The sequence below is a fragment of the Pantoea sp. GABEPS69 genome, assembly GCF_045780835.1.
Taxonomy (GTDB): domain Bacteria; phylum Pseudomonadota; class Gammaproteobacteria; order Enterobacterales; family Enterobacteriaceae; genus Pantoea; species Pantoea septica.
Genome location: NZ_CP118618.1, coordinates 3,092,475 through 3,115,419 on the forward strand (window position 1 = coordinate 3,092,475; position 22,945 = coordinate 3,115,419).

The following is a 22,945-nucleotide window of genomic DNA, read 5'->3' on the forward strand; positions in this document are numbered from 1 at the left end:
ATCAGACGTTTAACGGCGGAACCGCTTTGCCCGTCCGTTGGTAGAACTCGCTAACAAAGCGCTCCAATTTACCCTCTTCGATAGCCTGGCGTAAACCCGCCATCAGGCGCTGGTAGTAGCGCAGGTTATGAATGGTATTCAGGCGCGCGCCGAGTATTTCGTTACAGCGATCAAGATGATGCAAGTAGGCGCGGCTGTAATTGCGACAGGTGTAGCAATCACACTCCGCATCCAGCGGCGAGGTGTCGTCTTTATGCTTCGCGTTACGGATTTTCACCACGCCGTCGGTGACGAACAGATGGCCGTTGCGCGCGTTGCGCGTCGGCATCACGCAGTCGAACATATCAATGCCGCGACGTACGCCTTCCACCAGATCTTCCGGCTTGCCGACGCCCATCAGGTAACGAGGTTTATCCTGCGGGATCTGCGGACAAACGTGCTCCAGGATGCGATGCATGTCCTCTTTCGGCTCACCCACCGCCAGGCCGCCCACAGCGTACCCATCAAAGCCAATCTCTACCAGACCTTTGACCGAGACATCACGTAAATCTTCGTAAACAGAGCCCTGGATAATGCCGAACAGCGCGTTCTTGTTGCCCAGGCTGTCGAAGCGATCGCGACTGCGTCGCGCCCAGCGCAGCGACATCTCCATCGAGCGCTTCGCGTAGTCCCAGTCCGCCGGGTATGGCGTACATTCGTCGAAGATCATCACGATGTCCGATCCCAGATCGAACTGGATCTCCATCGATTTTTCCGGATCGAGGAAGATCGGATCGCCGTTGATCGGGTTGCGGAAGTGAACGCCCGCTTCGGTGATCTTGCGGATATCGCCGAGGCTGAACACCTGGAAACCGCCGGAATCGGTGAGAATCGGCCCTTTCCACTGCATAAAGTCATGCAGATCGCCGTGCAGCTTCATGATCTCCTGGCCAGGACGCAGCCAGAGATGGAAGGTGTTGCCGAGGATAATCTGCGCGCCGGTTTCCTGAACCTCTTCCGGCGTCATGCCCTTAACCGTGCCGTAGGTGCCCACCGGCATAAACGCCGGGGTTTCCACCACGCCGCGATCGAAAATCAGACGGCCACGGCGCGCGCGCCCGTCGGTAGTGTCGAGTTCAAACTTCACAAAGCCTCCATCAGAGAAACAGTCTGATGCGATGGTTAAACAAGCAGTTTACGGCGCCGCCGTAAACCGGACGTCATCAGGCGCCGACTTTCTCGTGCGGTGCCTGCGGATTTTTCGTAATGAACATCGCGTCGCCATAGCTGAAAAAGCGATATTGTTCAGCCACAGCGGCCTGATAGGCCGCCATGGTGTGCTGATAGCCGGCAAAGGCCGACACCAGCATAATCAGGGTCGATTCCGGCAGGTGGAAATTGGTGATCAGCGCGTCGATCACCTGATACTGGTAGCCGGGATAGATAAAGATCTGGGTGTCGTCGAAGAAGGGCGCAATCAGCGCTTGCTGGCTTGCCTGCGCCGCGCTCTCCAGCGAGCGCACCGAGGTGGTGCCGACGGCGACCACTTTATTGCCGCGCGCTTTGCACGCCAGCACCGCGTCGACTACCTCCTGCGGCACTTCGGCATATTCGGAGTGCATGACATGCTCTTCGATACTGTCGACGCGCACCGGCTGAAAGGTGCCCGCGCCGACGTGCAGCGTCACGAACGCCATCTCGACGCCCTTCTCACGCAGCGCGGCCAGCAGCGGCTCGTCGAAATGCAGTCCGGCGGTCGGCGCCGCCACGGCGCCGGGACGCGCGCTATAGACGGTCTGATACAGCTCGCGATCCGCCTCTTCGTCGGGACGATCGATATAGGGCGGCAGCGGCATATGGCCGACGCTGTTGAGAATATCCAGCACCGCGCGGTCGTCTTCGAACGCAATCTCGAACAGGGTGTCGTGACGCGCCACCATCGTCGCCTTCACGCTCTCGTCGTCGCCCAGCAGCAGCTCTGCGCCAGGCTTCGGCGCTTTAGAGGCGCGCACGTGCGCCAGCACGCGCTTCTCGTCCAGCATGCGCTCCACCAGCATTTCGATTTTGCCGCCGCTCGCCTTCCGGCCGTAAACGCGCGCCGGGATCACCCGCGTATTGTTGAACACCAGCAGATCGCCGGGATTCAGCTTCTCCAGCACGTCGGTAAAGACCCCGTGCGTCAGCTGCCCGCTCGGACCGTCCAGCGACAGCAGGCGACAACCGCTGCGCTGCGCCTGCGGATAGAGGGCGATAAGAGATTCAGGCAACTCAAAAGTAAAATCGGCGACACGCATGGCTAACTTCTTACTCAGGCATAAAAACAGGCGGCACAGTTTAGCGGAAAAGCGGCCAATTCTGAACAACTGGCTGCACGTTCGCACTTCTGGCTATAATGCGGCATGAACTTTCTTGCCCATCTTCACCTTGCTCATCTCGCCGAAAGCTCGCTGCTCGGCAACCTGCTGGCGGATTTCGTGCGCGGAAACCCGCACGAACAGTGGCCGACGCCGGTGGCCGACGGCATTCTGATGCACCGCCGGCTCGATGCGATGACCGACGCCCTGCCGGAAGTGCAGGAGGCCCGCCCGCTGTTTCGACCGGAAACGCGCCGCGTCGCGCCCATTACGCTGGACGTGGTGTGGGATCACTTTCTCGCCCGCCACTGGGCAACCATCCATCCTGAGGTCACGCTGGCGGCGTTCTCGCGCTTTGCTGAACAGCGCGTGGTGCCGCAGATGGCGGGCACGCCGGAGAGTTTTCAGGCGCTCAACGCGGTGATGTGGCGCGAACGCTGGTTCGAACACTACGCCGATCCGGCGCGCATGGCGCGCGTGCTTAGCGGCATGGCCCAGCGGCGTCCGCGCCTCGCCGCGCTGCGCGACTCCTATCAGGATTTCATCGACCACTACGATCAGCTGGAAACGCTTTTTTTCCGCTTCTACCCGCGCCTGATGGCGCTGGCGCGCAGCAAGACGCTCTAATCTTTTCCCGACTTGCCAGCCCTCTGCATTTGCGGCTTAATGAAACCCTGCTTAACAATAGCGTGCGCCCTGCACGCTATTTCCGGCGAATGATCGATTCAGCCGCGTGACAAATCATAAGAGGGAAAGGATGTCATCCGCTTCGCAAACCGAAACAGACGCGCGTTACCACTATGCCTGTGAAATCGCCCGCGCAGCGGCCAGCCGCGCCTATGCCTGGTATCAGCAGCGCCAGCAGCTGGTGGTGGAACACAAGCGGGATTTACAGGATGTGGTCAGCGAGGCGGACCGCAACGTCGAAGAGCTGATTAAAATCCTGATTGCCGAACGCTTTCCGGACGATGCGGTGCTGGGGGAAGAGAGCGGCGGCGAGGTCGAGGGCGCGCGCTGGGTGTGGGTAGTGGACCCCATCGACGGCACCGCCTGCTTCCTCAACGGACTGCATAACTGGTGCGTGTCGCTGGCCGTCTTGTGCGACGGCGAAGCGCTGATCGGCGTGATTTGCGATCCGAACCATCAGGAGCTGTTTCACGCCCGCGCGGGCCGCGGCGCCTGGGTCAACGAAACGCGCCTGCAGGCGCACGGTGCGCTGCATCTCAGCGAGGGAGTGCTGGGATTAAGCAACTCCAGCCGCGCGCCGGCGGAACAGACCGCCGCATTCATTCAGGGCCTGCTTGCCGAAGGCGGCATGTTCGTCCGCATCGGCTCCGGCGCGCTCACCACCGCCTGGGCGGCGGCGGGCCGTCTGATCGGCTACTACGAAGCGCATATGAATCCCTGGGACAGCCTGCCGGGCATCGTGCTGATGCGCGAAGCGGGCGGCGTCACCAACGACTATCTCGCCAACGACGGCCTGAAAAACGGGAATCCGGTGCTGCTGGCCAATCCGGCTATCTATGCGCAAATCAACGCGCTGCTCGGCCCGGACGCGATTAAGGAAACCTGAGCCAGACACGCCTTTAGACAGTCGGCGCAATCATCTATAGCGCAGAGAGTATGGCGCGATCGCACAGTCCATCGTCCCCTGCGCCTTCGGCCCGGTAACGGGCCAACGCGCGGCGTGCTTGCTCATCGGGCCATGCTCTCCGCGTCTGCGCCTTCCCTTCCTTATCTGCCTTTAGCCTGTCTAATCTATCGCCCTTTTATCCTTAACCGCCGCTGCACTGTTTTTTCAGCGCCACTGCGAACTTTTCTATATTCGCGCCGACATGATTTCCCTGCCCTTTTTTGACTTAAAATAAAGGCGTCAATCATCCCTTTATCATTATTTTTTTATTTTATCTTTTGCTTAATTCGGCGACTGGATTCGCCGATTTCTTTATGGGCGGCGCCAACGACATCAGCGGTGTTAAATACCTTTGTCGATACTCGGGGAATCCGATAATGAAAACGCTCTCATCACAGGATTATCGCGCGGATATCGACGGCCTGCGCGCAGTGGCGATCCTGCTGGTTGTTCTGTTTCACGCGGGCGTCAGCGCCCTGCCCGGCGGCTACGTCGGCGTCGACCTCTTCTTTGTTATTTCAGGCTTTCTTATCGGCGGTGCGCTCTACCGCGACTACGCTGCCGGCCAGTTCTCGCTCTATCGCTTCGCCGTGCGCCGTATTCGCCGCATCGCACCTGCGCTGTTGACCATGCTATTCGGCCTGCTGTTTATCGGCTATTTCCTGCTTTCGCCGCTGGAATATAGCCAGCTGGCGAAATACAGCTTTGGCGTCTTTCTTTCGGTGCCCAATATTATTCTGCTAAAAGGCGCGGATTATTTCAGCGCACCGGCAGATTTAAATCCGCTGCTGATCACCTGGTCGCTCGGCATTGAAGAGCAGTTCTATCTTGTGCTGCCGATTATCATGCTGCTGGCCGCCAGAAAACGCGCGTTATTATTCGCGGTGGTGACGCTGCTGAGCCTGCTGTCGCTGGCGGGCTGCATCTGGCTGACGCCGCAAAACAGCTCGCAGGCCTTCTACCTGCTGCCGACGCGCGGCTGGGAGCTGGGCGCGGGCGTGCTGCTGGCGCTGTGGAGACCGCGGCCGATCGGCGGCCTGTGGGCCAACCTTTTCACGCTGGCCGGACTGGCGCTAATCGCCTTTTGCGCGCGCCGGCTCAACAACGGCGAGGGTTTTCCCGGCGACCAGGCGCTGCTGCCGGTGCTGGCGGCCTGCCTGCTAATCGCGGCGCGCAGCGCAATTAGCCGCCTGGCGCTGGAAAACGCGCCGATGCGCTTTATCGGCAAAATTTCTTACTCCTGGTATCTGTGGCACTGGCCGCTGCTGGCGCTGGCGCGCATCTGTAGCGACGGTCCGGTCAGCGTCAATCAGGGGCTGAGCATCAGCGCGATAGCGCTAGGCGTCGCCTGGCTGTCGTGGCGCTACGTTGAACAGCCGTTCCGCCGACCGGCCAGAGCGCCGCGCGCGGTTATCCCCACCTATTGTCTGATCTCAGGCGTCGCCGCCGCTGCGATGGTCGGCCTGTGGAGCAGCGGCGGCCTTCCCTGGCGCGTCAATGATAAGGTGGTCAGCAGCGAAGCCTACAAAATCGACGCTCAGGCCGATCCCTGCCTGATCGATAGCGGCGCCGGACTGCCCTCAGCCAGCGCGCGCTGCCAGCCGAAGCGGTCGCGTCCCGGCATCGCGCTGGTCGGCGACAGCCATGCGGCGGCGATGCGTAGCGCCGTGGCGCGCTACGCCGAGGCGCAGGACAAGCCGCTCTTTCAGCTAACGAAAACCACCTGCCCGCTGCTGGCGGCGGGCGTCACGCGCGCGCTCTATCAGCAGCCGGCGCACGCCAGCCAGTGCGCGGCGTTCAACGCCGCAGTCATGAAAGAGCTGGTTAGCCCGCGCATCGACGAGGTAGTCATCGCCGCTTCCTGGGCGGCCGGAATCGAAACGCTGCCCGGCGCAGGCTACCGCGACATTCATCATCCCGACAGAGATAATCTCAGCGCGCTGAAACAGGGCATGGACGGGGTTATCGCCCAGCTGCGCCAGGCGGGCAAAAAAGTGGTATTGATCGAGGATGCGCCATTGCTGTCGCTGGATCCCCTGCGCTACAGCAACAACCGAAATATGCCGCTGCGCCGCGAGCTGAGCCAGTGGCTGAGCGACTGGAAACCCCTGCCGACGCAGAACGCTCGCACCCGGCTCTATTCGCTGCCGGAAGCGGACGTGACGCGGCTGCTGCGCGGCTACGAACAGCGCGACGTGCGCGTGGTGTCGTTACAGGAAAATTTATGCAACCGCAGCGGCTGTCTGGTGACCTGGCAGGGGCTGCCGCTCTATTACGACGATAGCCATCTGAGTCCGCAGGGCGTGGAGATCGCGCTGGGCAGTCGCTGGTAGCGCCGAAACAGACGGCTCATCATATACATGCGGTAGGTATAGCCCGAAGAGCAAAGCGTCCCGCGCCAGGGATGGCGCGGGACGAGCTGGCAGGGATGCCGCCTTATGCGTCTTTGCGATCGGGCTATGCCTGCCGCGCTGGCACGACGCTTCAGACGGGGGGATTGGATTCCCCCGCTGCTTTATTCAAATCAAGACTTACGCACCAGCTTATAGCCCGCCAGCAGCAGCACGATCCACACCAGCCCTACATAGAGCGAAATACGCGTATCCGGGAAGTAGCCGATCAGCGCGATAATAAAGCCCAGGAACAGCACGCCGAATAGCGAGGTCCAGATGCCGCCCGGCACCGCGAACTGCAGCTTGCTCGCCGCCTCTTTGCCGATCTTGCGGCGGAAAGCGATCTGCGACAGCAGGATCATAATCCACACCCAGACGGTGGCGAAGGTTGCCAGCGAGGCGATAACCAGGAAGACTTTTTCCGGCATCAGATAGTTGAGATAGACCGCGATCAGCATCGCCGCCATCATCACCACCACCGTCACCCAGGGAATACCGCGCGCGGAAACCTTCATAAACATCTTCGGCGCGTGGCCCTGCTGCGCCATGCCGTGCAGCATACGTCCGACGCCAAACACATCGCTATTGATCGCCGACAGCGACGCCGTCAGCACCACGAAATTCAGGATAGAGGCGGCCGCCGCAATGCCGAGATGCTGGAAGGTCAGCACGAAAGGCGAGCCGTTGGTGCCGACCTGATTCCACGGATAGATCGACATAATCACAAACAGCGTGCCGACGTAAAACACCAGAATACGCATCGGCACCGAGTTAATGGCGCGCGGAATCGACTGCGCCGGATCTTTGGCCTCGCCGGCGGTAATGCCGATAATTTCGATGCCGCCGTAGGCGAACATCACCATCTGCAGCGACAGCAGCATGCCGACGATGCCGTGGGCGAAGAAGCCGCCGTTGCTCCACAGGTTATGAATGCCGGTCGGCTGACCGCCGTTGCCGATGCCCCAGAAAATCATGGCGAAACCGGCGACGATCATCACCACAATGGTGGCAACCTTGAAGAAAGAGAACCAGAATTCGACTTCGCCGAACACCTTCACGCTCATCAGGTTAACGGCGCCGATAATCAACACCACGCTCAGCACCCAAATCCAGTGCGGCACCTCAGGAAACCAGACGCCCATATAGATGCCGAAGGCGGTCACGTCGGCGATGGCGACGATCAGGATCTCAAAGCAGTAGGTCCAGCCGGTGATATAGCCCGCCAGCGGCCCGAGATAGTCCTGCGCATAGCGCGAAAAGGAGCTGGCCTGCGGGTTATTCACCGACATCTCGCCGAGCGCGCGCATAATGATATAGGCCACCGCGCCGCCGATAATATAGGCGAGCAGCACGCTCGGCCCCGCCATCTTGATGGCATCCGCCGACCCGTAAAACAGTCCGGTGCCAATCGCCGATCCCAGCGCCATAAAACGGATATGGCGCGTGCTCAGTCCGCGTTTGAGCTTGTTGGTTTCTTGCATAACAACCTGTACCTGTAAAAGAAAAACCACGGGCAAGCCCGTGGTTACATTGCAGCCAAAGCCCGCAAGCGGGTGAGATGGCCCGAAGAGCAAAGCGTCCCGCGCCATGGATGGTGCGGGCCGAGCTGGCATGGATGCCATGTTGCGTCTTTGCGATCGGGCCATTTCTCCCGCGTCAGCACTCTGTCACTAAACTAACCACGGGCAAGCCCGTGGTCAGAGAAAACAGCGGCGGCGGTTACGAGTGCGCCGTAACCTGCTCGCGTCCTTTAACGCGATCCACAATCGCCGCGATCAGCAGCATCACCAGCGCGGGCGGCAGCCAGGCGAGTCCCTGGTCCGCCAGCGGCAGCTGCTGGCTGAACGCTGGCAGCATATCTTTAAAGCTGGTGGTTTTCACTCCGTCGATAACGCCGAAAATCAGGCTGACCAGCATGGTCGGCGCAATCAGACGGCTGCTCTTGTTCCACCAGTTCAGGGTGAAACTCAGCACGATAAGCACGATGCAAGGCGGATAGATCGCCGTCAGCACCGGAATCGAAATCTGAATCAGATGGCTCAGGCCGAGGTTCGACACCACCATTGAGAACAGACCCAGAATAAAGACCAGTGCTTTATACGACAACGGCAGGTATTGCGCAAAAAATTCCGCACAGGCGCAGGTCAGACCGACCGCCGTCACCATGCAGGCGACGAAAATCAGCGCTGCCAGGAAGAAACTGCCCATGCCGCCGAAGGTCTGCTGCACGTAGGCATGCAGGATCGCCGCGCCGTTCGCGCTCTGCGCCACCAGCGCGCCGCTGCCGTTGCCGAGCTTGAACAGGCTGAGGTAGACCAGCGTCAGGCCGACGCCGGCGATCAGACCCGCCATCACGGTATAGCGCGTCAGCAGGCTGGCGCTCTCAACGCCGCGCGAGCGCGCCGCGTTGACGATAACGATACCGAACACCAGCGCGCCAAGCGTATCCATAGTGAGATAGCCATTGACGAAGCCGCTGGAGAAGGCGGCGCGCTGATAGTCTTCAGTGGCAGGCGCGATAGTGCCCGCCGGCCAGATCAGCGCGGCAACGCCGAGCACCGTCAGCGCGACGATTTTCAGCGGCGCGAGGAAGTGGCCCACGGTGTCCAGCAGCTTGCCGGGATAGAGCGAAACGCCAATCACCAGCGCGAAATAGATAAAGCTGTAGACAAACAGCGGCAGCGCGCCGTCGCCGGTCAGCGGTGCGATGCCCATTTCGAACGATACGGTCGCGGTGCGCGGCGTGGCAAACAGCGGGCCGACCGCCAGATAGCAGACGGTGGCCAGCAGCAGTCCGGCGCCCTTGCCGATAGGGGAGCTGAGCGCGTCGACGCCGCCGCCGACGCGCGCCAGCGCGATAACGGTCATTACCGGCAGGCCGACGGCGGTGATCAAGAAGCCAATAGCGGCCGTCCAGACATGTTCGCCAGACTGAATACCGACCATCGGCGGGAAAATAATGTTACCCGCGCCAACAAACAGGGCAAACGTCATAAAGCCCAGCGCGAGGATATCCTTCGAGGTTAAACGATGTGTCATACAACTGTATTGCCTGTTACGAGTGTTGCGGTGGAAGTTGGGTTTATGTTGTCCCCAGACCGCGCGTTGACAACGACTCAGCGCACGATGCCAGCGCATTGTGCTTGCCTTAATCGTGTCGCGCAGGTGAATTAAGCTGCTTTTGTTCTGTTCACAAGTGGGATGCTACGACAACGGCCGTAAGTAGAACGTTTATAGCGGAGAAAGGCAATACAGGATCGGAAAACCAGAAGGTTATGACGGAAAACAGAGTAAAAGCAGTGAATATCTCGGATATATCTCTGCAGGGCATCAGATGATGTGCTTATTTTTTCTGCAGCGCGTAAGAAATTTCAGCGTAAGTGCGCGGCATGATGCACAAAAGGCGCGTTTTACGCGCCTGTTTGCACAAGTTTACAGCATTACCACACCTGTCCGGCGATATCGACCACCAGGCGAATCTTCGCCCACTGCTGCTCTTCGCTCAGGCTGTTGCCCTCTTCTGTCGAGGCGAAGCCGCACTGCGGGCTGAGGCAGATCTGGTCAAGGCTGACGAACTTCGCCGCCTCCTGCAGACGCGCCTTCACCTGCGCCGGATCTTCCAGCTCGCCGTTTTTGGTGGTCACCAGACCCAGCACCACTTTCTGGTGGCCAGGCTTGATAAAACGCAGAGGTTCGAAGCCGCCGGCGCGCTCGTTATCGTACTCCAGGAAGAATGCGTCGATGTTCACGCCGCCGAACAGAATCTCCGCTACCGGCTCGTAGCCGCCTTCAGAGATCCAGGTCGAGCGGAAGTTGCCGCGGCAGACGTGCAGGCCAACGGTAAGATCGGCAGGCTTGCCCTCCAGCGCTTTATTGAGCACGCGGGCGTAGGTGTGCGCCAGCTGCTCGGGATCGTCGCCGCGCTCGCGGATCTGACGCTTCTGATCTTCCGAGCAGAGATAGGCCCAGACGGTATCGTCCAGCTGCAGATAGCGGCAGCCCGCATCGTAAAAGGCTTTGATCGCCGTTTTATAGGTGTCGGCCAGGTCGTCGAAGTAGTCCGCCAGATCGGGATAGACGTTCTCGTCAATCACTTTGCGGCCGCCGCGGAAGTGCAGCACGCTCGGGCTGGGGATGGTCATCTTCGGTACCGCATCGCCTGCGACGCTCTGCAGGAAGCGAAAATGCTCCAGCATCGGGTGATCGCGGAAGCCCAGCTTGCCCACCACGCGCACGCCGTGCGCTTTGGTCTGGACGCCGTTGAACTGAATGCCCTGCTCCGCTTCGAACAGCTCGACGCCCTCCAGGCCGCCGAAAAAGTCGAAGTGCCACCAGGCGCGGCGGAATTCGCCGTCAGTCACCACCTGCAGCCCGTTGGCGATCTGCTTGCTGACGACGTCGCGAATCGCTTCGTCTTCGATGCGGGTCAGCTCGGTTTTATCAATCTGGCCGGCGGCATACTGCTCGCGCGCGTTTTTAATGGCGGCGGGACGCAGGAAGCTGCCGACGGTATCGGCGCGGAACGGGGCGGTCTGTGCGGTCATCTTCACTCCTGGCACCCTGAACGTTAATCACGTCAGGGAATAATTTCGCTAAGTTATATGTAGCCATCTGGATGGCTAAACGTCTGTGGACAGATTGGCATGTGCGCGCCTTATCTGCAACAGAAGAAATTTCAGCGGAGATGAAAAAAATTCACGTTAGTAGTTACTTCGCCTCTATCGCAGACAGAGCCTGATCACGCTGCGCTGCTGACAGCGGAAGATAGCCCGCTTCGCTGACGCGGCGCTGGCCCTGCGGCGAAAGCACCTGATGGAGAAAGGCGTTTACCAGCGGCGGCAGCGGCTTGCCCGGCGGCTTATTGACATAGATATAAAGCGGGCGCGCCCAGGGATAGCGGCCGCTGCGGATAGAGTCGGCGTCCGGCGTTACCGCCGCGCCCTGCGCGTCCGTCACGGCAAGCATCTTCACGCCGCTGAGATGAAAACCGAAGCTGGCGTAGCCGATGCTGCGCGGATTGGCGGCAACCGCCTGCACCACGGCGGCCGATCCGGGAAACTCCGCCACGTCGGCGCGAAAATCGCCGTTGCACAGCGCCTGCTGCTTGAAAAACCCCCAGGTGCCCGAGGCGGAGTTGCGTCCGTAACGCTGAATCGGTCGCCGCGCCCAGTCGGGCTGTCGCACGCCCATATCGCCCCAGCGCGTCAGTACCCGCGGCGCGCCGCACAGGCGCGTCACGGAAAAGATGGCATCCAGCTGGCGCGCATCGATCTGCGTCAGCGGATTGCGCTGATTGACCACTACCACCAGCGCGTCGAGCGCCACCGGCACGGCGAGCGGCGCGTAGCCATAGCGCGCCTGGAATGTTTGCCGCTCTTCCGCCTGCATGGGGCGGCTCATCGGGCCGAGCTGCGCGGCGCCCGCCGCCAGCGCGGTCGGCGCGGTAGAAGAGCCGGAGGCCTGCACCTGTAGATTGACGCCCGGCGCCCGCGTGCTGAAATCTTCGCTCCACAGCATCATCAGCGTTCCCAGCGTGTCTGAGCCGACGCTGCTGAGGTTGCCGGTGAGCATTTCGGGCTGAGGCGCCGCCGCCAGCGTCAGCGCAGGCGAAAAGAGAGAAAGCAACAGCAGCAAGGCGCGCATGAGAGGTTCCATTAACGGTTAATGGACGGCATTCTCCTGCAATCCCGCGCTGACGATCAACCTTGACGGCAGCGTAAAGGTAAAACAGGTCTCTTTATCGGGAATGCTGGTGATCTCCAGCCGCGCATTATGGTGGCTAAGGGCGTGCTTGACGATCGCCAGCCCCAGTCCGCTGCCACCGGTGGCGCGCGAGCGCGCCTTATCTACGCGATAGAAGCGCTCCGTCAGGCGCGGCAGGTGCTCCGCCGGAATGCCCGGCCCGTTGTCGCAGACTTTGAACTGCGCCCCCTGGCGGCTGCGCAGCCAGCTGATGTCGATGCGCGTGCCGTCCGGCGTATGGTTCACCGCGTTATAGACCAGGTTAGAGAGGGCGCTGCGTAGCTGATCGTCGTCGCCGAGCACCTTGAGATGCGAATCGGTGTGAAAGTGAATCTCGTGGCGGCCGCCGCTCAGCGTCTCCGCCTCGCGCTGCAGCAGATGCAGCATCATCGGCACGTCCACCGTCTCTTTCATGTCGATGGCCGGCGCCGCCTCGATGCGCGACAGCGTCAGCAGCTGGCGCACCAGGCTGTCCATGCGGCGCGTCTGCTCCTGCATGGTCTGCAGCGCTTTGCCGCGCGAGCGCTCGTTCATCACCGAGTCGTTCATCATCTCCAGATAGCCCTGCAGCACCGTCAGCGGCGTGCGCAGCTCATGGCTGACGTTGGCGAAGAAATTGCGCCGCGCCCCTTCCAGCTGGTGCATCTGCGTCACGTCGCGCGCCACCATCAGCCACTGCCCTTCGCTGTAGGGCATGATGCGAAACTCCATGTGGTGCTGGTTATTGAGAATTAAGGTGAGCGGCTTGTTGAAATCGCGCTGGCGAATATAGCGGGAGAACTCCGGATAGCGCAGCAGGTTAAGGATGTTCTGGCCGTTATCTTCCGGCCAGCGCAGGCCAAGGTGCTGCTGCGCCAGACCGTTACACCAGAAAATGGCGCCCTCTTCCGTGGTAAGCACCACCGCGTCGGGCAGCGTCTCGGCGCCGCTGCGAAAGCGCTTGATCAGGTTGCCCAGCTCGCGCCGCCGCCGCCGGTTGCGCAGCTGCATCTGATAGAGGCCGTAAAACAGCGGCTCCCAGCTCGCCTGCCCGGTGGGCGGCGTCATGGTGCGATCCACCCACAGCCAGTGCGACAGCCGCATCAAATTATAGAAGTGCCACAGCAGCATCCCCAGCACGCTGATCAGCAGCAGCCAGGGGAGATAGCCGAAAATCAAACCGATAATCAGCGCCGGCAGGCAGGCCAGCGCCAGCTCGGAGAGCAGTCTCTTCCAGGAGAGTCGTTCCAGCACGGTAAAGACTCCGTTTAGTAGCGGGCGGAGAAACGATACCCCGTTCCGCGAACGGTTTGAACCATGCGATCGTGGCCGGAAACTTCCAGCGCCTTACGTAAGCGGCGGATATGCACGTCGACGGTGCGATCTTCCACATAGACATTGGTGCCCCAGACGTGGTTCAGCAGCTGCTCGCGGCTGTAGACGCGTTCGGGATGGGTCATAAAGAAGTGCAGCAGCTTATATTCGGTCGGGCCCATCTCCAGCGGCGTCGACTCCGACATTACGCGGTGCGACGACGGGTCCAGGCTCAGCCCCTGCATCTCGATCACCTCTTCCACCGCCATCGGCGAAATGCGGCGCATCACCGCCTTGATGCGCGCCATCAGCTCTTTCGGCGAGAAAGGCTTGGTGATGTAGTCATCCGCGCCCACTTCCAGACCGCGCACGCGATCTTCCTCTTCGCCGCGCGCCGTCAGCATCATCACCGGAATATCGCGCGTCAGGGCTTCGCGCTTGAGATGCTTAATAAACTGAATACCGCTGCCGCCCGGCAACATCCAGTCCAGCAGAATTAAATCTGGCCAGGGCTCAATCAGTTTCCCTATCGCGCTGTCATAATCCTCGGCCTCAATGGGCTGGTAGTCGTTCTGCTCCAGAACAAAGCACAACATTTCACGGATAGGGGCTTCATCTTCCACAACCAAAATGCGCTTAGCCATTGCAACTCCTGCTGATGTGACCGCTGTCACCGTTATATGCGGCGCCATTATGCGTCAGATTTATGACACTTTTATGAAAAACATAGCCGCTTAATCAGCGCGTTAACACTGCTTTATGACAGCCAGCGCAGCTTTTTTCGCTTTTGCGCCATAGCCGGTATAATCCTCCGGCAAACCGTTACCGCAGGGAGTTTTATGCGCATCATTCATACCGCGGACTGGCACCTCGGTCAGTTTTTCTATAACAAGAGCCGGGCGGCCGAGCACCAGGCCTTTCTCGACTGGCTGCTGGCGCGTATCGAGGCGCATCAGGTCGATGCGCTGATCGTCGCGGGCGACCTCTTCGATAGCGGCACGCCGCCAAGCTACGCGCGCGAACTCTTTAACCGTTTCGTCGTGGCGCTGCAGCCGACCGGCTGCCAGCTGGTGGTGCTGGCGGGCAATCACGATTCGGTCGCCACGCTCAACGAGTCGCGCGCCCTGCTCGCCTGCCTGAATACCCAGGTGATCACCACGCCGCAGGCGGATCACAATCTGCTGCTGCTGCGCGACCGCGCCGGCGAAACAGGCGCGCTGCTCTGCGCCATTCCCTATCTGCGGCCGCGCGATATTATGCGCAGCCGCGCGGGCCAGTCGGGGCGGGAGAAACAGCTCAGCCTGCTGGAGGCGATCGCCGCGCACTATCAGCGCAGCGTCGACGCGGCGCGCGCGCATCCGCTGGCGCTGCCGGTTATCGCTACCGGCCATCTCACCACCGTCGGCGTCAGCAAAAGCGATTCGGTGCGCGATATCTATATCGGCACGCTCGACGCCTTTCCCGCGTCGGCTTTTCCCGACGTCGACTACGTGGCGCTCGGCCATATCCATCGCGCCCAGCGCGTCGCCAACAGCGATCATATTCGCTACAGCGGCTCGCCGATCCCGCTCAGCTTCGACGAGCTCGGCAGCGAGAAAAGCGTCTTTTTACTGGAGCTGAACAGCGCCGGTTTGCAGAGCGTGACGCCGCTGCCCGTTCCGCCGTTCCAGCCAATGAAAATGCTGAAAGGCTCGCTGGCGGAGATCGAGGCGCAGCTGGCGCCCTTCGCCGACCATCAGGGCGACAAGCCGGTTTGGCTCGATATTGAGGTGACGACCCAGGAATTTCTCAGCGATTTGCAGCGCCGCGTCGAGGCGCTGACCGCCGATCTGCCGGTCGAAGTCCTGCTGCTGCGCCGCAGCCGCGAACAGCGCCAGCACAGCCTGGCGCAGCTAAAAAACGAAACCCTGAGCGAGCTAAAAGTGGAAGAGGTCTTCGCCCGCCGCATCGCGCTGGCGGAGGATATCGAAGAATCCGAGCATGCGCGCCTCAGCGCCCTGTTCCGCTCTGCCCTCGCCTCGCTGGAGGAGAGCGAATGAAAATCCTCACGCTGCGCTTTAAAAACCTGAACGCGCTGAAAGGCGAATGGTTTATCGACTTTCGCGCCGAGCCCTTCGCCAGCAACGGCCTGTTCGCCATAACCGGCGCGACCGGCGCAGGCAAAACCACTCTGCTCGACGCCATCTGTCTGGCGCTCTATCACCAGACGCCGCGCCTCGGCGTGCTGTCGCAGACGCAAAACGGTCTGATGACGCGCGACACCGCCGAATGCCTCGCCGAAGTGGAGTTCGAGATCAAAGGCGAAGCCTGGCGCGCCTTCTGGAGTCAGAACCGCGCGCGCGGCGCGGCCGACGGCAAGCTGCAGGCGCCGCGCGTCGAGCTGGCGCGCTGCATCGACGACAAAATCTTCGCGGACAAGGTCAACGACAAATTAAAACTGATCGAGTCGCTGTCGGGCCTCGACTTCGAGCGCTTTACCCGCTCGATGATGCTGTCGCAGGGGCAGTTCGCCGCGTTTCTTAACGCGAAGCCCGGCGAGCGCGCCGAACTGCTGGAGGAGCTGACCGGCACCGAGATCTACGGCCAGATCTCCGTCGCCATCTACGAGCGCCACAAGGCGGCGCGGCTGGCGCTGGATAACCTGCGCAGCCGCGCCGGCACCCTGACGCTGCTCGACGCCGAAGCGCGCGCCGCGCTGCAGCAGCAGCTGGCTGCGCTGACCGAAGCGGAGCAGGCGCTTACTCAGCAGAACGATAGCCTGCGCAGGCAGCATCAGTGGCTGACCCAGGCGCAGCAGCTCGACAGCGACATTCAGGCCGCGCAGGCTGCGCTGGAGGCGGCAGAACAGGCGTGGCGCGACGCGGAAGCGGATCGCCAGCGGCTGGCGCGCAGCGAGCCGGCGGAGAAGCTGCGCGATAAATTAGCTCAGCGCGACAGTCTGCTGCATGAGCAGCAGCGCCTGCAGCAGACGCAGCAGCAGCTCGCACAGCAGCGCCAGGCCGCCGAGCAGCAAACCGAGAGCGATCGGCAGCGCCGCGAGGCGGCCCAGGCGGCGCGCGACGCCGCGCTGCGCGAGCAGCAGACGCAGGAGACACTGCTGACGGAACAGGTCATTCCGCTCGACCAGCAGATCGCCGCTTTGCTGGCGCAGGCGCAGCAGCAGCGGCAGGAAAGCGACCAGCAGCAGCAGGCGCTGACGCAAAGCGCGCGCGCGCTGCAGCAGGAAACGGCACAGCGCGACAGCCTGCAGGCCGCGCTGGCGCAACAGCAGCAGTGGCGCGCGGATCAGGGCGCGCTGCCGCAGTGGGGCCCTTCGCTGGCGCTGTGGCAGGAGCGTTTCGCCCAGCTGACGCAGCGCGAAACCGCGCTGGCGGCGCTGCGCGAGCAGCAAATTCAGCAGCAGCGGACGCTGGCGCAGCGGCAGGCGGAGCTCGCCCGGCTGGAGCAGCAGGCGACGCCGCTGAGCCAGGCCGAACAGCAGGCGGCGAGCGCCCTGAAGAGGGCGCAACAGGCGCTGGCCGATCTAGAGCAGCGCCATCCGCCGCAGGCGCTGCAGGCCAGCCTGGCGCAAAGCGAGACGAGCCGCCCGCTGCGTCAGCAGCTGGCGGTGCTCGCCTCGCAGTGGACGCCGCTGCAGCAGCATCTCGCCGCGCGTCAGCAGCGCCTTGCCGCGCTGGAAAAGACGCTGCAGCAGGATGACGAAACGCTGCAGACGCTGCGCGCCGCCTTCGCGCGCGAAAAAGCGTCGCTGGCCGATATCAAAAAGATTTGCGAGCTGGAGCAGCATATCGCCGATCTGGCGGCCTGGCGCGCGCGCCTGGAACCGGAGCAGCCCTGCCCGCTGTGCGGCTCTTGCCAGCATCCGGCGGTCGAGCGCTACGCCGCGCTGGAGCTGAGCGAAAATCAGCGACGGCTGGCCGAACAGGAGCAGCAGGTTGAGGCGCTGCGCGAACAGGGCATCAAAAAAGGCGAGGCCGTTAAGCAGGCGAAGGCCGAACGGCAGCGGCTGCAGGAGGAGCTGGCAGCAGAGACCCAACGGCTGGATGAGTTAACCCAGCAGTGGCAAGTTCTACAGCGTGAGCTGGCGCTCACATTCGATGCGGGCGACAGCGCCGCGCTGGCCGCCTGGCAGCAGCAGCACAACAGCGAAGAGCAGGCGCTGCAGCAGCTGATGCGTCAGCAGGAGAGTGCCGCGCGCCAGCGCCAGCAGGCGAAAGATGAGCACCTGCGGCATCAGCAGGCGCTACAGCAGCATCAGCAGCAGCTTCAACTGGCCCAGCAAACGCTCACTAACCTGCAAGAGGGCGCGACAACGCTGGCGCAGCGTCTGGAACAGGAAGAGCGCGACTGGCGGCAGCGCCGCGACGCGCTGCATCAGGAGCTGGCGGACGCCGGTCTCGCCCTGCCCGACGCGGCGTCGCGCGACGGCTGGCTGCAACAGCAGCAGCAGCGCTGGCGGCAGTGGAACGAGAGCGAGCAGCAGCTGGCTCAACTTCAGCCGCAGCTGGCGCGCGTCGAGGCGCAGTGCAGCAGCCTGCAGCAGCGCGTAGAGAGCGAACGGCAGCGGCTCGACGTTCTGCAGCAGCAGCGCGCGCAAAGCGACGCGACGCTGGCGCAGCAGCGCGCGACGCGACAGGCGCTGTTCGGCGATAGCGACGTCGCCGCGGCGCGGCGACAAATGCAGGCGCAGATCCAGCAGCAGGAAGCCGCCCTCGCCGCCGCGCTGGAGGCGCTGCAGAAAACCCAGAGCCACCTCAGCCAGCTGGCCGGGCGCGCCGCAGAACTGGAGGCGCAGCAGGAAAAAGTCAGCCAGCAGCTGCGCGAGGCGCAACAGTCGTTCAGCGTCGCGCTGGCCGCCGCCGGCTTTGACGATGAAGCCAGCCTGCGCGCCGCGCTGCTGGAGGAAGAGGAGGCGCGCGCGCTGCGCAGCCGGTTACAGCAGCTTGAGCAGCAGCGCCAGGCGCTGCAGGCTCAGCGGCAGCAGCTGGCCCAGCGTCGGGCGACGCATCAGCAAAGCCGGCCCGAGGGCGCGACAGAAAACGCCGCCGCGCTGGAAGCGCAGCTTGAGGCGCTGCGCCTGGCGCTGCGCGACAATGCGCGCCAGCAGGGCGAAGCGCAGCAGCAGCTTCAGAGCGACGCGCGCCTGCGCGAACAGCAGCAAAGCCTGATGACCCAGATCGAAGAGGATGAAGCGGCGCTGGCGCAGTGGAGCCAGCTAAACGATCTTATCGGCTCCGCCAGCGGCGATAAATTCCGCCGCTTCGCGCAGGGGCTGACGCTGGATCACCTGGTGGCGCTCGCCAACCGCCAGCTCGATCGGCTGCACGGCCGCTATCTGCTGCAGCGCCGCGCCAGCGACGCGCTGGAGCTGGACGTGATCGATACCTGGCAGGCGGACGCCGCGCGCGACACCCGCACCCTTTCGGGCGGCGAGAGTTTTCTGGTCAGCCTCGCGCTGGCGCTGGCACTTTCAGATTTAGTCAGCGTGAAAACCCGCATAGAGTCTTTGTTTCTCGACGAGGGCTTCGGTACGCTGGACGCCGAAACGCTCGACACCGCGCTGGACGCGCTGGACGCGCTTAACGCCAGCGGTAAAACCATCGGTGTCATTAGCCACGTCGAGGCGATGAAAGAGCGCATTCCGGTACAGATTCGGGTGCGCAAGATTAATGGGCTGGGCTACAGCAAACTGGAGCTGCCCCGCCCTCAGGAGGCGTAATGAAAACAGGCATGGCGCTGCTGCTCGCCAGCGCGCTGCTGGCGGGATGCAGCAGCAAACCGCAAAGCAATCTCAGCTGCGACCGCGCTTACTCGGCGGCGCAGTGCAACTATCTGCGTGACGTTCAGCACCAGCTGATCGACAGCTTCAACAGCCGCGTCGCGCCGCGCTATCCCGGCCAGACCTGTCTGGTGTCGGCGCACCGCCGCGCCGACGGCGGCTACAGCGTGCTGCGCACCGAAGGCGACGAGGCGCTCTGCCTGCGCGCCTGGCAGCAGGTCAGCAGCGCGCGCAACCTGCCGCTGCCGCCGGTCGGCGTGCCGGAGGACTGGCAGTTTCCCTTCGGCGCGACGCAGTAATCCCTATTTTTTCAGCGGCCAGAGCCAGGCCGCGCCGCGCACCCCGCTCGAATCGCCGTGTTTTGCTTTTAGCACCGGCGTTTCGCACTCTCCGCCGAAAACCCACTGCTTCATCAGCGTCGGCACCGTCTGGTAGAGACGATCGTTATTACTCATGCCGCCGCCGAGCACGATCACATCGGGATCGAGCAGGTTCACCACCTGCGCCAGCGACTTCGCCAGCCGGGTTTCGTAGCGCCGCATCGCCTGCTCGGCGACGGGATCCTGCTGCGCGATCAGCCTGACGATCTCCGCGCCCTTCAGCGCCTGCCCGCTCAGACGCCGGTAGTCGATGCCGAAGCCGGTGCCGGAAACAAAGGTCTCGATGCAGCCTTTCTGGCCGCAGTAGCACGGCACCTCCTCACGGTAGCGCAGCTCCTCATCGTCCATCCACGGCAGCGGATTGTGGCCCCACTCGCCCGCGTTGCCGTTGCCACCGATGCGCGCTTCGCCGTTGATCGCCACGCCCGCGCCCGATCCGGTGCCGATGATCACCGCGAACACCAGCGGCTGACCGGCGCCCGCGCCGTCTACCGCCTCTGAGACCGCCAGGCAGTTGGCGTCGTTGGCGATGCGCACCTCGCGCTGCAGCGCCAGCGCCAGATCGCGATCCAGCGGCTGACCGTTAAGCCAGGTGGAGTTAGCGTTTTTCACGCGGTGCGCGTAAGGCGAAATCGTACCGGGAATGCCGACGCCGACGCTGCCGGTCTGGCCGGTTTTCGCTTCGGCGAGACGCACCAGATCCGCAATCGCCTGCACCGTGGCAGCGTAGTCGTCGCGCGGCGTATCCACGCGGTGGCGAAACAGCTCATTTCCCTCGTCAGACAGGGCGATCACTTCGACCTTGGTACCGCCCAAATCAATACCTATACGCACGCGTTATTCCTCATTATTCGTCAGGGTAGGAGATACATTAGGAGCGGCGTCGGGGAAAGGCAATGAAACCGTTTCGATGTTTCGCTATCATGCGCGCTGACCTCTCGACTTGTGCGCCAGATCGCGCGACCCGGTAAGGAATTATGATGTTGTGGTTTAAAAATATGATGGTTTATCGTCTGAATCGGGACATTCCGCTCTCTGCAGACGACATGGAAAAACAGCTTGAGGCTTACACCTTCTCTCCCTGCGGCAGCCAGGATATGAGCAAAACCGGTTGGGTGTCGCCGATGGGCAACCGCAGCGACGCGCTGACCCACGTGAACAACGGCCAGATCGTGATTTGCGCCCGTAAAGAGGAAAAGATCCTGCCGTCCCCGGTGGTGAAGCAGGCGCTGGAAGCGAAGATCAGCAAGCTGGAAGCGGAACAGAGCCGCAAGCTGAAGAAAACGGAAAAAGATTCGCTGAAAGATGAAGTGCTGCACAGCCTGCTGCCGCGCGCCTTCAGCCGTCTCAGCCAGACCTTTATCTGGATCGATACCGTTAACAGCCTGATCATGGTCGACTGCGCCAGCGCGAAAAAGGCGGAAGATACGCTGGCGCTGCTGCGCAAGAGCCTCGGCTCGCTGCCGGTCGTGCCGCTGACGCTGGAAAGCCCGATCGAGCTGACGCTGACCGAATGGGTGCGCTCCGGCGATCTGCCCGCCGGTTTCGCCCTGATGGACGAAGCGGAGCTGAAGGCGATCCTTGAAGATGGCGGCGTGATCCGCTGTAAAAAACAGGATCTGGTGTGCGACGAGATCGCCAACCATATCGAAGCGGGCAAGCTGGTGACCAAGCTGGCGCTCGACTGGCAGGAGCGCATTCAGTTCGTGCTGGCGGACGACGGCTCGGTGAAGCGCCTGAAGTTCAGCGACACGCTGCGCGAGCAAAACGACGATATCGACCGCGAAGATTTCGCTCAGCGTTTCGACGCCGACTTTATCCTGATGACCAGCGAACTCGCCGCGCTCACCAGCAATCTGGTGGAAGCGCTGGGCGGCGAAGCAAAACGCTGAGGGTTCAAGAGTGACGCGCCTTTGCCGATAATCACTTCTTTCGGCAAAGGATTCCCGCTATGTCTCGTTCCTCTACCCGCGCGGCGCTGCTCGCCGGGCTGGTGCTCTTCTCTTCCGCCAGCTTTGGCGACGCCCCTTTTACCCGCCTGAATGCGTTGCGTATCAACGACCGCCTTAATGTCATGGTGGCGCTGGCCGGTAAATCGAGCGGCGCGATGCAGGCCTGGCAGGCCTATGACTGCAAATCGCTCACTGCGGAGGCGCTCTACCGCAATTTTCTCGACAATAAAGGTGTGACGACCGCGCGCTTCTACGGCAGCGAATTCGGCCGTTACACACCGCCGCAGCCTGGCCCCAATCAGGATCCAGAGACGCTGAAGCGCATCTGTAGCCTGCCGGAGAAAGCGGTAGTCTGGGAAAAAATCGAACCGACCAACCGCTTTGGCGCCACCGCGCTGGTGGATGTCGCCAGCCTGAAGCGCAGCGGCGACGAATTGCAGGTGCGCCTCGGCTACGACTATGCGACCCGCGATTTCGATCCGCCCTATGACGCGCCTTACGCGTTTAAGGTGGAAAACTATCGCTTCAACTGTCAGACACAGGCGATTACCCCCGTGTCGATGATGGATGTGGATGACAAAGGCTATGTGACCGACTCGCTGGACGGCGTGGATATCGCCCGTCGCAAAGACGATTTCCCACTCACGCCGCTTATGAAACAGACCTTTACCCGCCTTTGCACCACCGCCGATCTGCAACGCTTCCGCGCGCTGGGCCGCTTTGTCTCTGCGACGCACAAAACGGTCAGCCGCGATGCGCACACTATTCTGCCCGCGCTGAGCGATAACCCGGCCTCAGTTATGGCGGCGCTGCCGCTGGACAAGGGCCTGGAACAGCAGGTTCATCAGCTGATTGCGCCCTGGGCGCTGCCGCGTTTTCGTCAGCTGAACTGGGTGGAAAACAGCCCCTCGGGCAAGGTAGCGGTACGCATCGACGTCGACGAGCATGGCTACCTGCGCAAGCTGGAGAATTACGGTATCTGGAAGGTGCAGCGCCTGACGCTCGGCAATCTGATCCAGCTGAAGTTTGCGATGTCGATTGCCTCACAGCCCAGTCGACTGGAAGCGCTAAAAACCACGCTGCGTTTCCCGCTGGTGGCCGGACAGACGTTTACCGTCGACACCGATTTAGTGGAGCGCGCGCCGTCATCGGACGTGCGCCGCACGCGGCAGCAGTGCAGCGTGCTGGCAGGCGGCGAGGCGCAGAGCATCAACCCCGCTTTCAGCGGTCGCTATCTGCAGGTAGCCTGTCGTAGTGAGGGTGACGGACAGAAGACGGTTGAAACGCGCGACGCGTGGCTGGAGGATCTGCGCGTGCTGGCGCCGCTGGCGTCGAAGCTGGGCAGTGCGCCGTGGCAGGATACGCGGCTGGAGCAGGTCACTATTACCCGCTAAAAAACCGCCCTACAGACGGCTGACAAACCTAAAGCCGGGGTAACCA

The 22,945-nt window shown here is 62.1% G+C and carries 17 protein-coding genes; 8 read left to right on the forward strand and 9 right to left on the reverse strand.

Annotated elements, in window-relative coordinates:
- Position 1 precedes the first annotated feature (1 nt).
- Entirely contained in the window at positions 2–1,126 is a 1,125-nt protein-coding gene (gene tgt, locus PVE98_RS15220; protein WP_033752742.1) for a tRNA guanosine(34) transglycosylase Tgt, read from the reverse strand.
- 76 nt (positions 1,127–1,202) lie between these two features.
- Positions 1,203–2,273, reverse strand: coding sequence for a tRNA preQ1(34) S-adenosylmethionine ribosyltransferase-isomerase QueA (gene queA, locus PVE98_RS15225; RefSeq protein ID WP_096072687.1), 1,071 nt, complete (start codon positions 2,271–2,273; stop codon positions 1,203–1,205).
- A gap of 105 nt (positions 2,274–2,378) precedes the next feature.
- Here queA and PVE98_RS15230 point away from each other — a divergent pair, with 105 nt between their 5' ends.
- From PVE98_RS15230 to PVE98_RS15240, 3 genes are all read left to right on the forward strand, one after another.
- On the forward strand, positions 2,379–2,960 hold the full coding sequence (locus PVE98_RS15230; RefSeq protein WP_096072686.1) for an ACP phosphodiesterase: 582 nt from the start codon (positions 2,379–2,381) through the stop codon (positions 2,958–2,960).
- A 130-nt stretch (positions 2,961–3,090) separates the two neighbouring features.
- Positions 3,091–3,906 (forward strand): inositol monophosphatase family protein, encoded by an 816-nt coding sequence (locus PVE98_RS15235; RefSeq protein WP_313620148.1) that lies wholly within the window; start codon positions 3,091–3,093, stop codon positions 3,904–3,906.
- 437 nt (positions 3,907–4,343) lie between these two features.
- On the forward strand, positions 4,344–6,299 hold the full coding sequence (locus PVE98_RS15240; protein WP_407568520.1) for an acyltransferase family protein: 1,956 nt from the start codon (positions 4,344–4,346) through the stop codon (positions 6,297–6,299).
- Positions 6,300–6,490: 191 nt separating this feature from the next.
- Here the strand turns inward: PVE98_RS15240 and proY are convergent, their stop codons facing one another.
- From proY to phoB, 6 genes are all read right to left on the reverse strand, one after another.
- Positions 6,491–7,840, reverse strand: coding sequence for a proline-specific permease ProY (gene proY / locus PVE98_RS15245; RefSeq protein ID WP_033752747.1), 1,350 nt, complete (start codon positions 7,838–7,840; stop codon positions 6,491–6,493).
- A 238-nt stretch (positions 7,841–8,078) separates the two neighbouring features.
- Positions 8,079–9,398 (reverse strand): branched-chain amino acid transporter carrier protein BrnQ, encoded by a 1,320-nt coding sequence (gene brnQ, locus PVE98_RS15250; RefSeq protein WP_033752748.1) that lies wholly within the window; start codon positions 9,396–9,398, stop codon positions 8,079–8,081.
- Between the two features lie 401 nt (positions 9,399–9,799).
- Positions 9,800–10,903 (reverse strand): cobalamin-independent methionine synthase II family protein, encoded by a 1,104-nt coding sequence (locus PVE98_RS15255; RefSeq protein WP_033752749.1) that lies wholly within the window; start codon positions 10,901–10,903, stop codon positions 9,800–9,802.
- 163 nt (positions 10,904–11,066) lie between these two features.
- Positions 11,067–12,002, reverse strand: a complete 936-nt coding sequence (locus tag PVE98_RS15260) for a PstS family phosphate ABC transporter substrate-binding protein (protein WP_096072683.1) — start codon at positions 12,000–12,002, stop codon at positions 11,067–11,069.
- Positions 12,003–12,020: 18 nt separating this feature from the next.
- Positions 12,021–13,334, reverse strand: coding sequence for a phosphate regulon sensor histidine kinase PhoR (phoR, locus tag PVE98_RS15265; RefSeq protein ID WP_033752751.1), 1,314 nt, complete (start codon positions 13,332–13,334; stop codon positions 12,021–12,023).
- Between the two features lie 14 nt (positions 13,335–13,348).
- Positions 13,349–14,038, reverse strand: a complete 690-nt coding sequence (gene phoB / locus PVE98_RS15270; protein ID WP_033752752.1) for a phosphate response regulator transcription factor PhoB — start codon at positions 14,036–14,038, stop codon at positions 13,349–13,351.
- Positions 14,039–14,233: 195 nt separating this feature from the next.
- Between phoB and sbcD the strand changes: the two genes are divergently transcribed.
- From sbcD to PVE98_RS15285, 3 genes are read left to right on the forward strand one after another with little or no spacing between them, the layout of a single operon-like run.
- On the forward strand, positions 14,234–15,433 hold the full coding sequence (gene sbcD / locus PVE98_RS15275) for an exonuclease subunit SbcD (RefSeq protein ID WP_407568521.1): 1,200 nt from the start codon (positions 14,234–14,236) through the stop codon (positions 15,431–15,433).
- On the forward strand, positions 15,430–19,113 hold the full coding sequence (locus PVE98_RS15280; protein ID WP_096072682.1) for an AAA family ATPase: 3,684 nt from the start codon (positions 15,430–15,432) through the stop codon (positions 19,111–19,113). The genes sbcD and PVE98_RS15280 overlap by 4 nt, the downstream gene beginning before the upstream one ends.
- Positions 19,113–19,472 carry a cell envelope integrity protein TolA gene (locus tag PVE98_RS15285; RefSeq protein WP_096072681.1) on the forward strand — a complete coding sequence of 120 codons (360 nt, stop codon included), beginning with the start codon at positions 19,113–19,115 and terminating at the stop codon, positions 19,470–19,472. Before PVE98_RS15280 ends, PVE98_RS15285 begins: the two co-directional genes overlap by 1 nt.
- Before the next feature lie 3 nt (positions 19,473–19,475).
- Here PVE98_RS15285 and mak read toward each other — a convergent pair whose 3' ends face one another.
- The gene (mak, locus tag PVE98_RS15290) at positions 19,476–20,387 is read right to left on the reverse strand and encodes a fructokinase (protein WP_096072680.1); all 912 of its coding nucleotides are present in this window, start codon (positions 20,385–20,387) and stop codon (positions 19,476–19,478) included.
- A gap of 146 nt (positions 20,388–20,533) precedes the next feature.
- On the opposite strand from mak, the gene rdgC reads away from it, so the two are divergent.
- Together rdgC and PVE98_RS15300 are read left to right on the forward strand one after the other, a co-directional pair.
- Complete coding sequence (gene rdgC / locus PVE98_RS15295; RefSeq protein ID WP_048780820.1) at positions 20,534–21,445, forward strand: recombination-associated protein RdgC; 912 nt, start codon at positions 20,534–20,536, stop codon at positions 21,443–21,445.
- 59 nt (positions 21,446–21,504) lie between these two features.
- Positions 21,505–22,899: a hypothetical protein gene (locus PVE98_RS15300; protein ID WP_096072679.1), complete on the forward strand. Its 1,395-nt coding sequence runs from the start codon at positions 21,505–21,507 to the stop codon at positions 22,897–22,899.
- Positions 22,900–22,945: the final 46 nt, after the last annotated feature.

What these genes read in the sequence shown, in the direction of transcription:
- queA (WP_096072687.1), bottom strand. Translation starts at nt 2,273, where the DNA reads ATGCGTGTCGCCGATTTTACTTTTGAGTTGCCTGAATCTCTTATCGCC.
- PVE98_RS15230 (WP_096072686.1), top strand. Translation starts at nt 2,379, where the DNA reads ATGAACTTTCTTGCCCATCTTCACCTTGCTCATCTCGCCGAAAGCTCG.
- PVE98_RS15235 (WP_313620148.1), top strand. Translation starts at nt 3,091, where the DNA reads ATGTCATCCGCTTCGCAAACCGAAACAGACGCGCGTTACCACTATGCC.
- PVE98_RS15240 (WP_407568520.1), top strand. Translation starts at nt 4,344, where the DNA reads ATGAAAACGCTCTCATCACAGGATTATCGCGCGGATATCGACGGCCTG.
- proY (WP_033752747.1), bottom strand. Translation starts at nt 7,840, where the DNA reads ATGCAAGAAACCAACAAGCTCAAACGCGGACTGAGCACGCGCCATATC.
- brnQ (WP_033752748.1), bottom strand. Translation starts at nt 9,398, where the DNA reads ATGACACATCGTTTAACCTCGAAGGATATCCTCGCGCTGGGCTTTATG.
- PVE98_RS15255 (WP_033752749.1), bottom strand. Translation starts at nt 10,903, where the DNA reads ATGACCGCACAGACCGCCCCGTTCCGCGCCGATACCGTCGGCAGCTTC.
- PVE98_RS15260 (WP_096072683.1), bottom strand. Translation starts at nt 12,002, where the DNA reads ATGCGCGCCTTGCTGCTGTTGCTTTCTCTCTTTTCGCCTGCGCTGACG.
- phoB (WP_033752752.1), bottom strand. Translation starts at nt 14,038, where the DNA reads ATGGCTAAGCGCATTTTGGTTGTGGAAGATGAAGCCCCTATCCGTGAA.
- sbcD (WP_407568521.1), top strand. Translation starts at nt 14,234, where the DNA reads ATGCGCATCATTCATACCGCGGACTGGCACCTCGGTCAGTTTTTCTAT.
- PVE98_RS15280 (WP_096072682.1), top strand. Translation starts at nt 15,430, where the DNA reads ATGAAAATCCTCACGCTGCGCTTTAAAAACCTGAACGCGCTGAAAGGC.
- PVE98_RS15285 (WP_096072681.1), top strand. Translation starts at nt 19,113, where the DNA reads ATGAAAACAGGCATGGCGCTGCTGCTCGCCAGCGCGCTGCTGGCGGGA.
- rdgC (WP_048780820.1), top strand. Translation starts at nt 20,534, where the DNA reads ATGTTGTGGTTTAAAAATATGATGGTTTATCGTCTGAATCGGGACATT.
- PVE98_RS15300 (WP_096072679.1), top strand. Translation starts at nt 21,505, where the DNA reads ATGTCTCGTTCCTCTACCCGCGCGGCGCTGCTCGCCGGGCTGGTGCTC.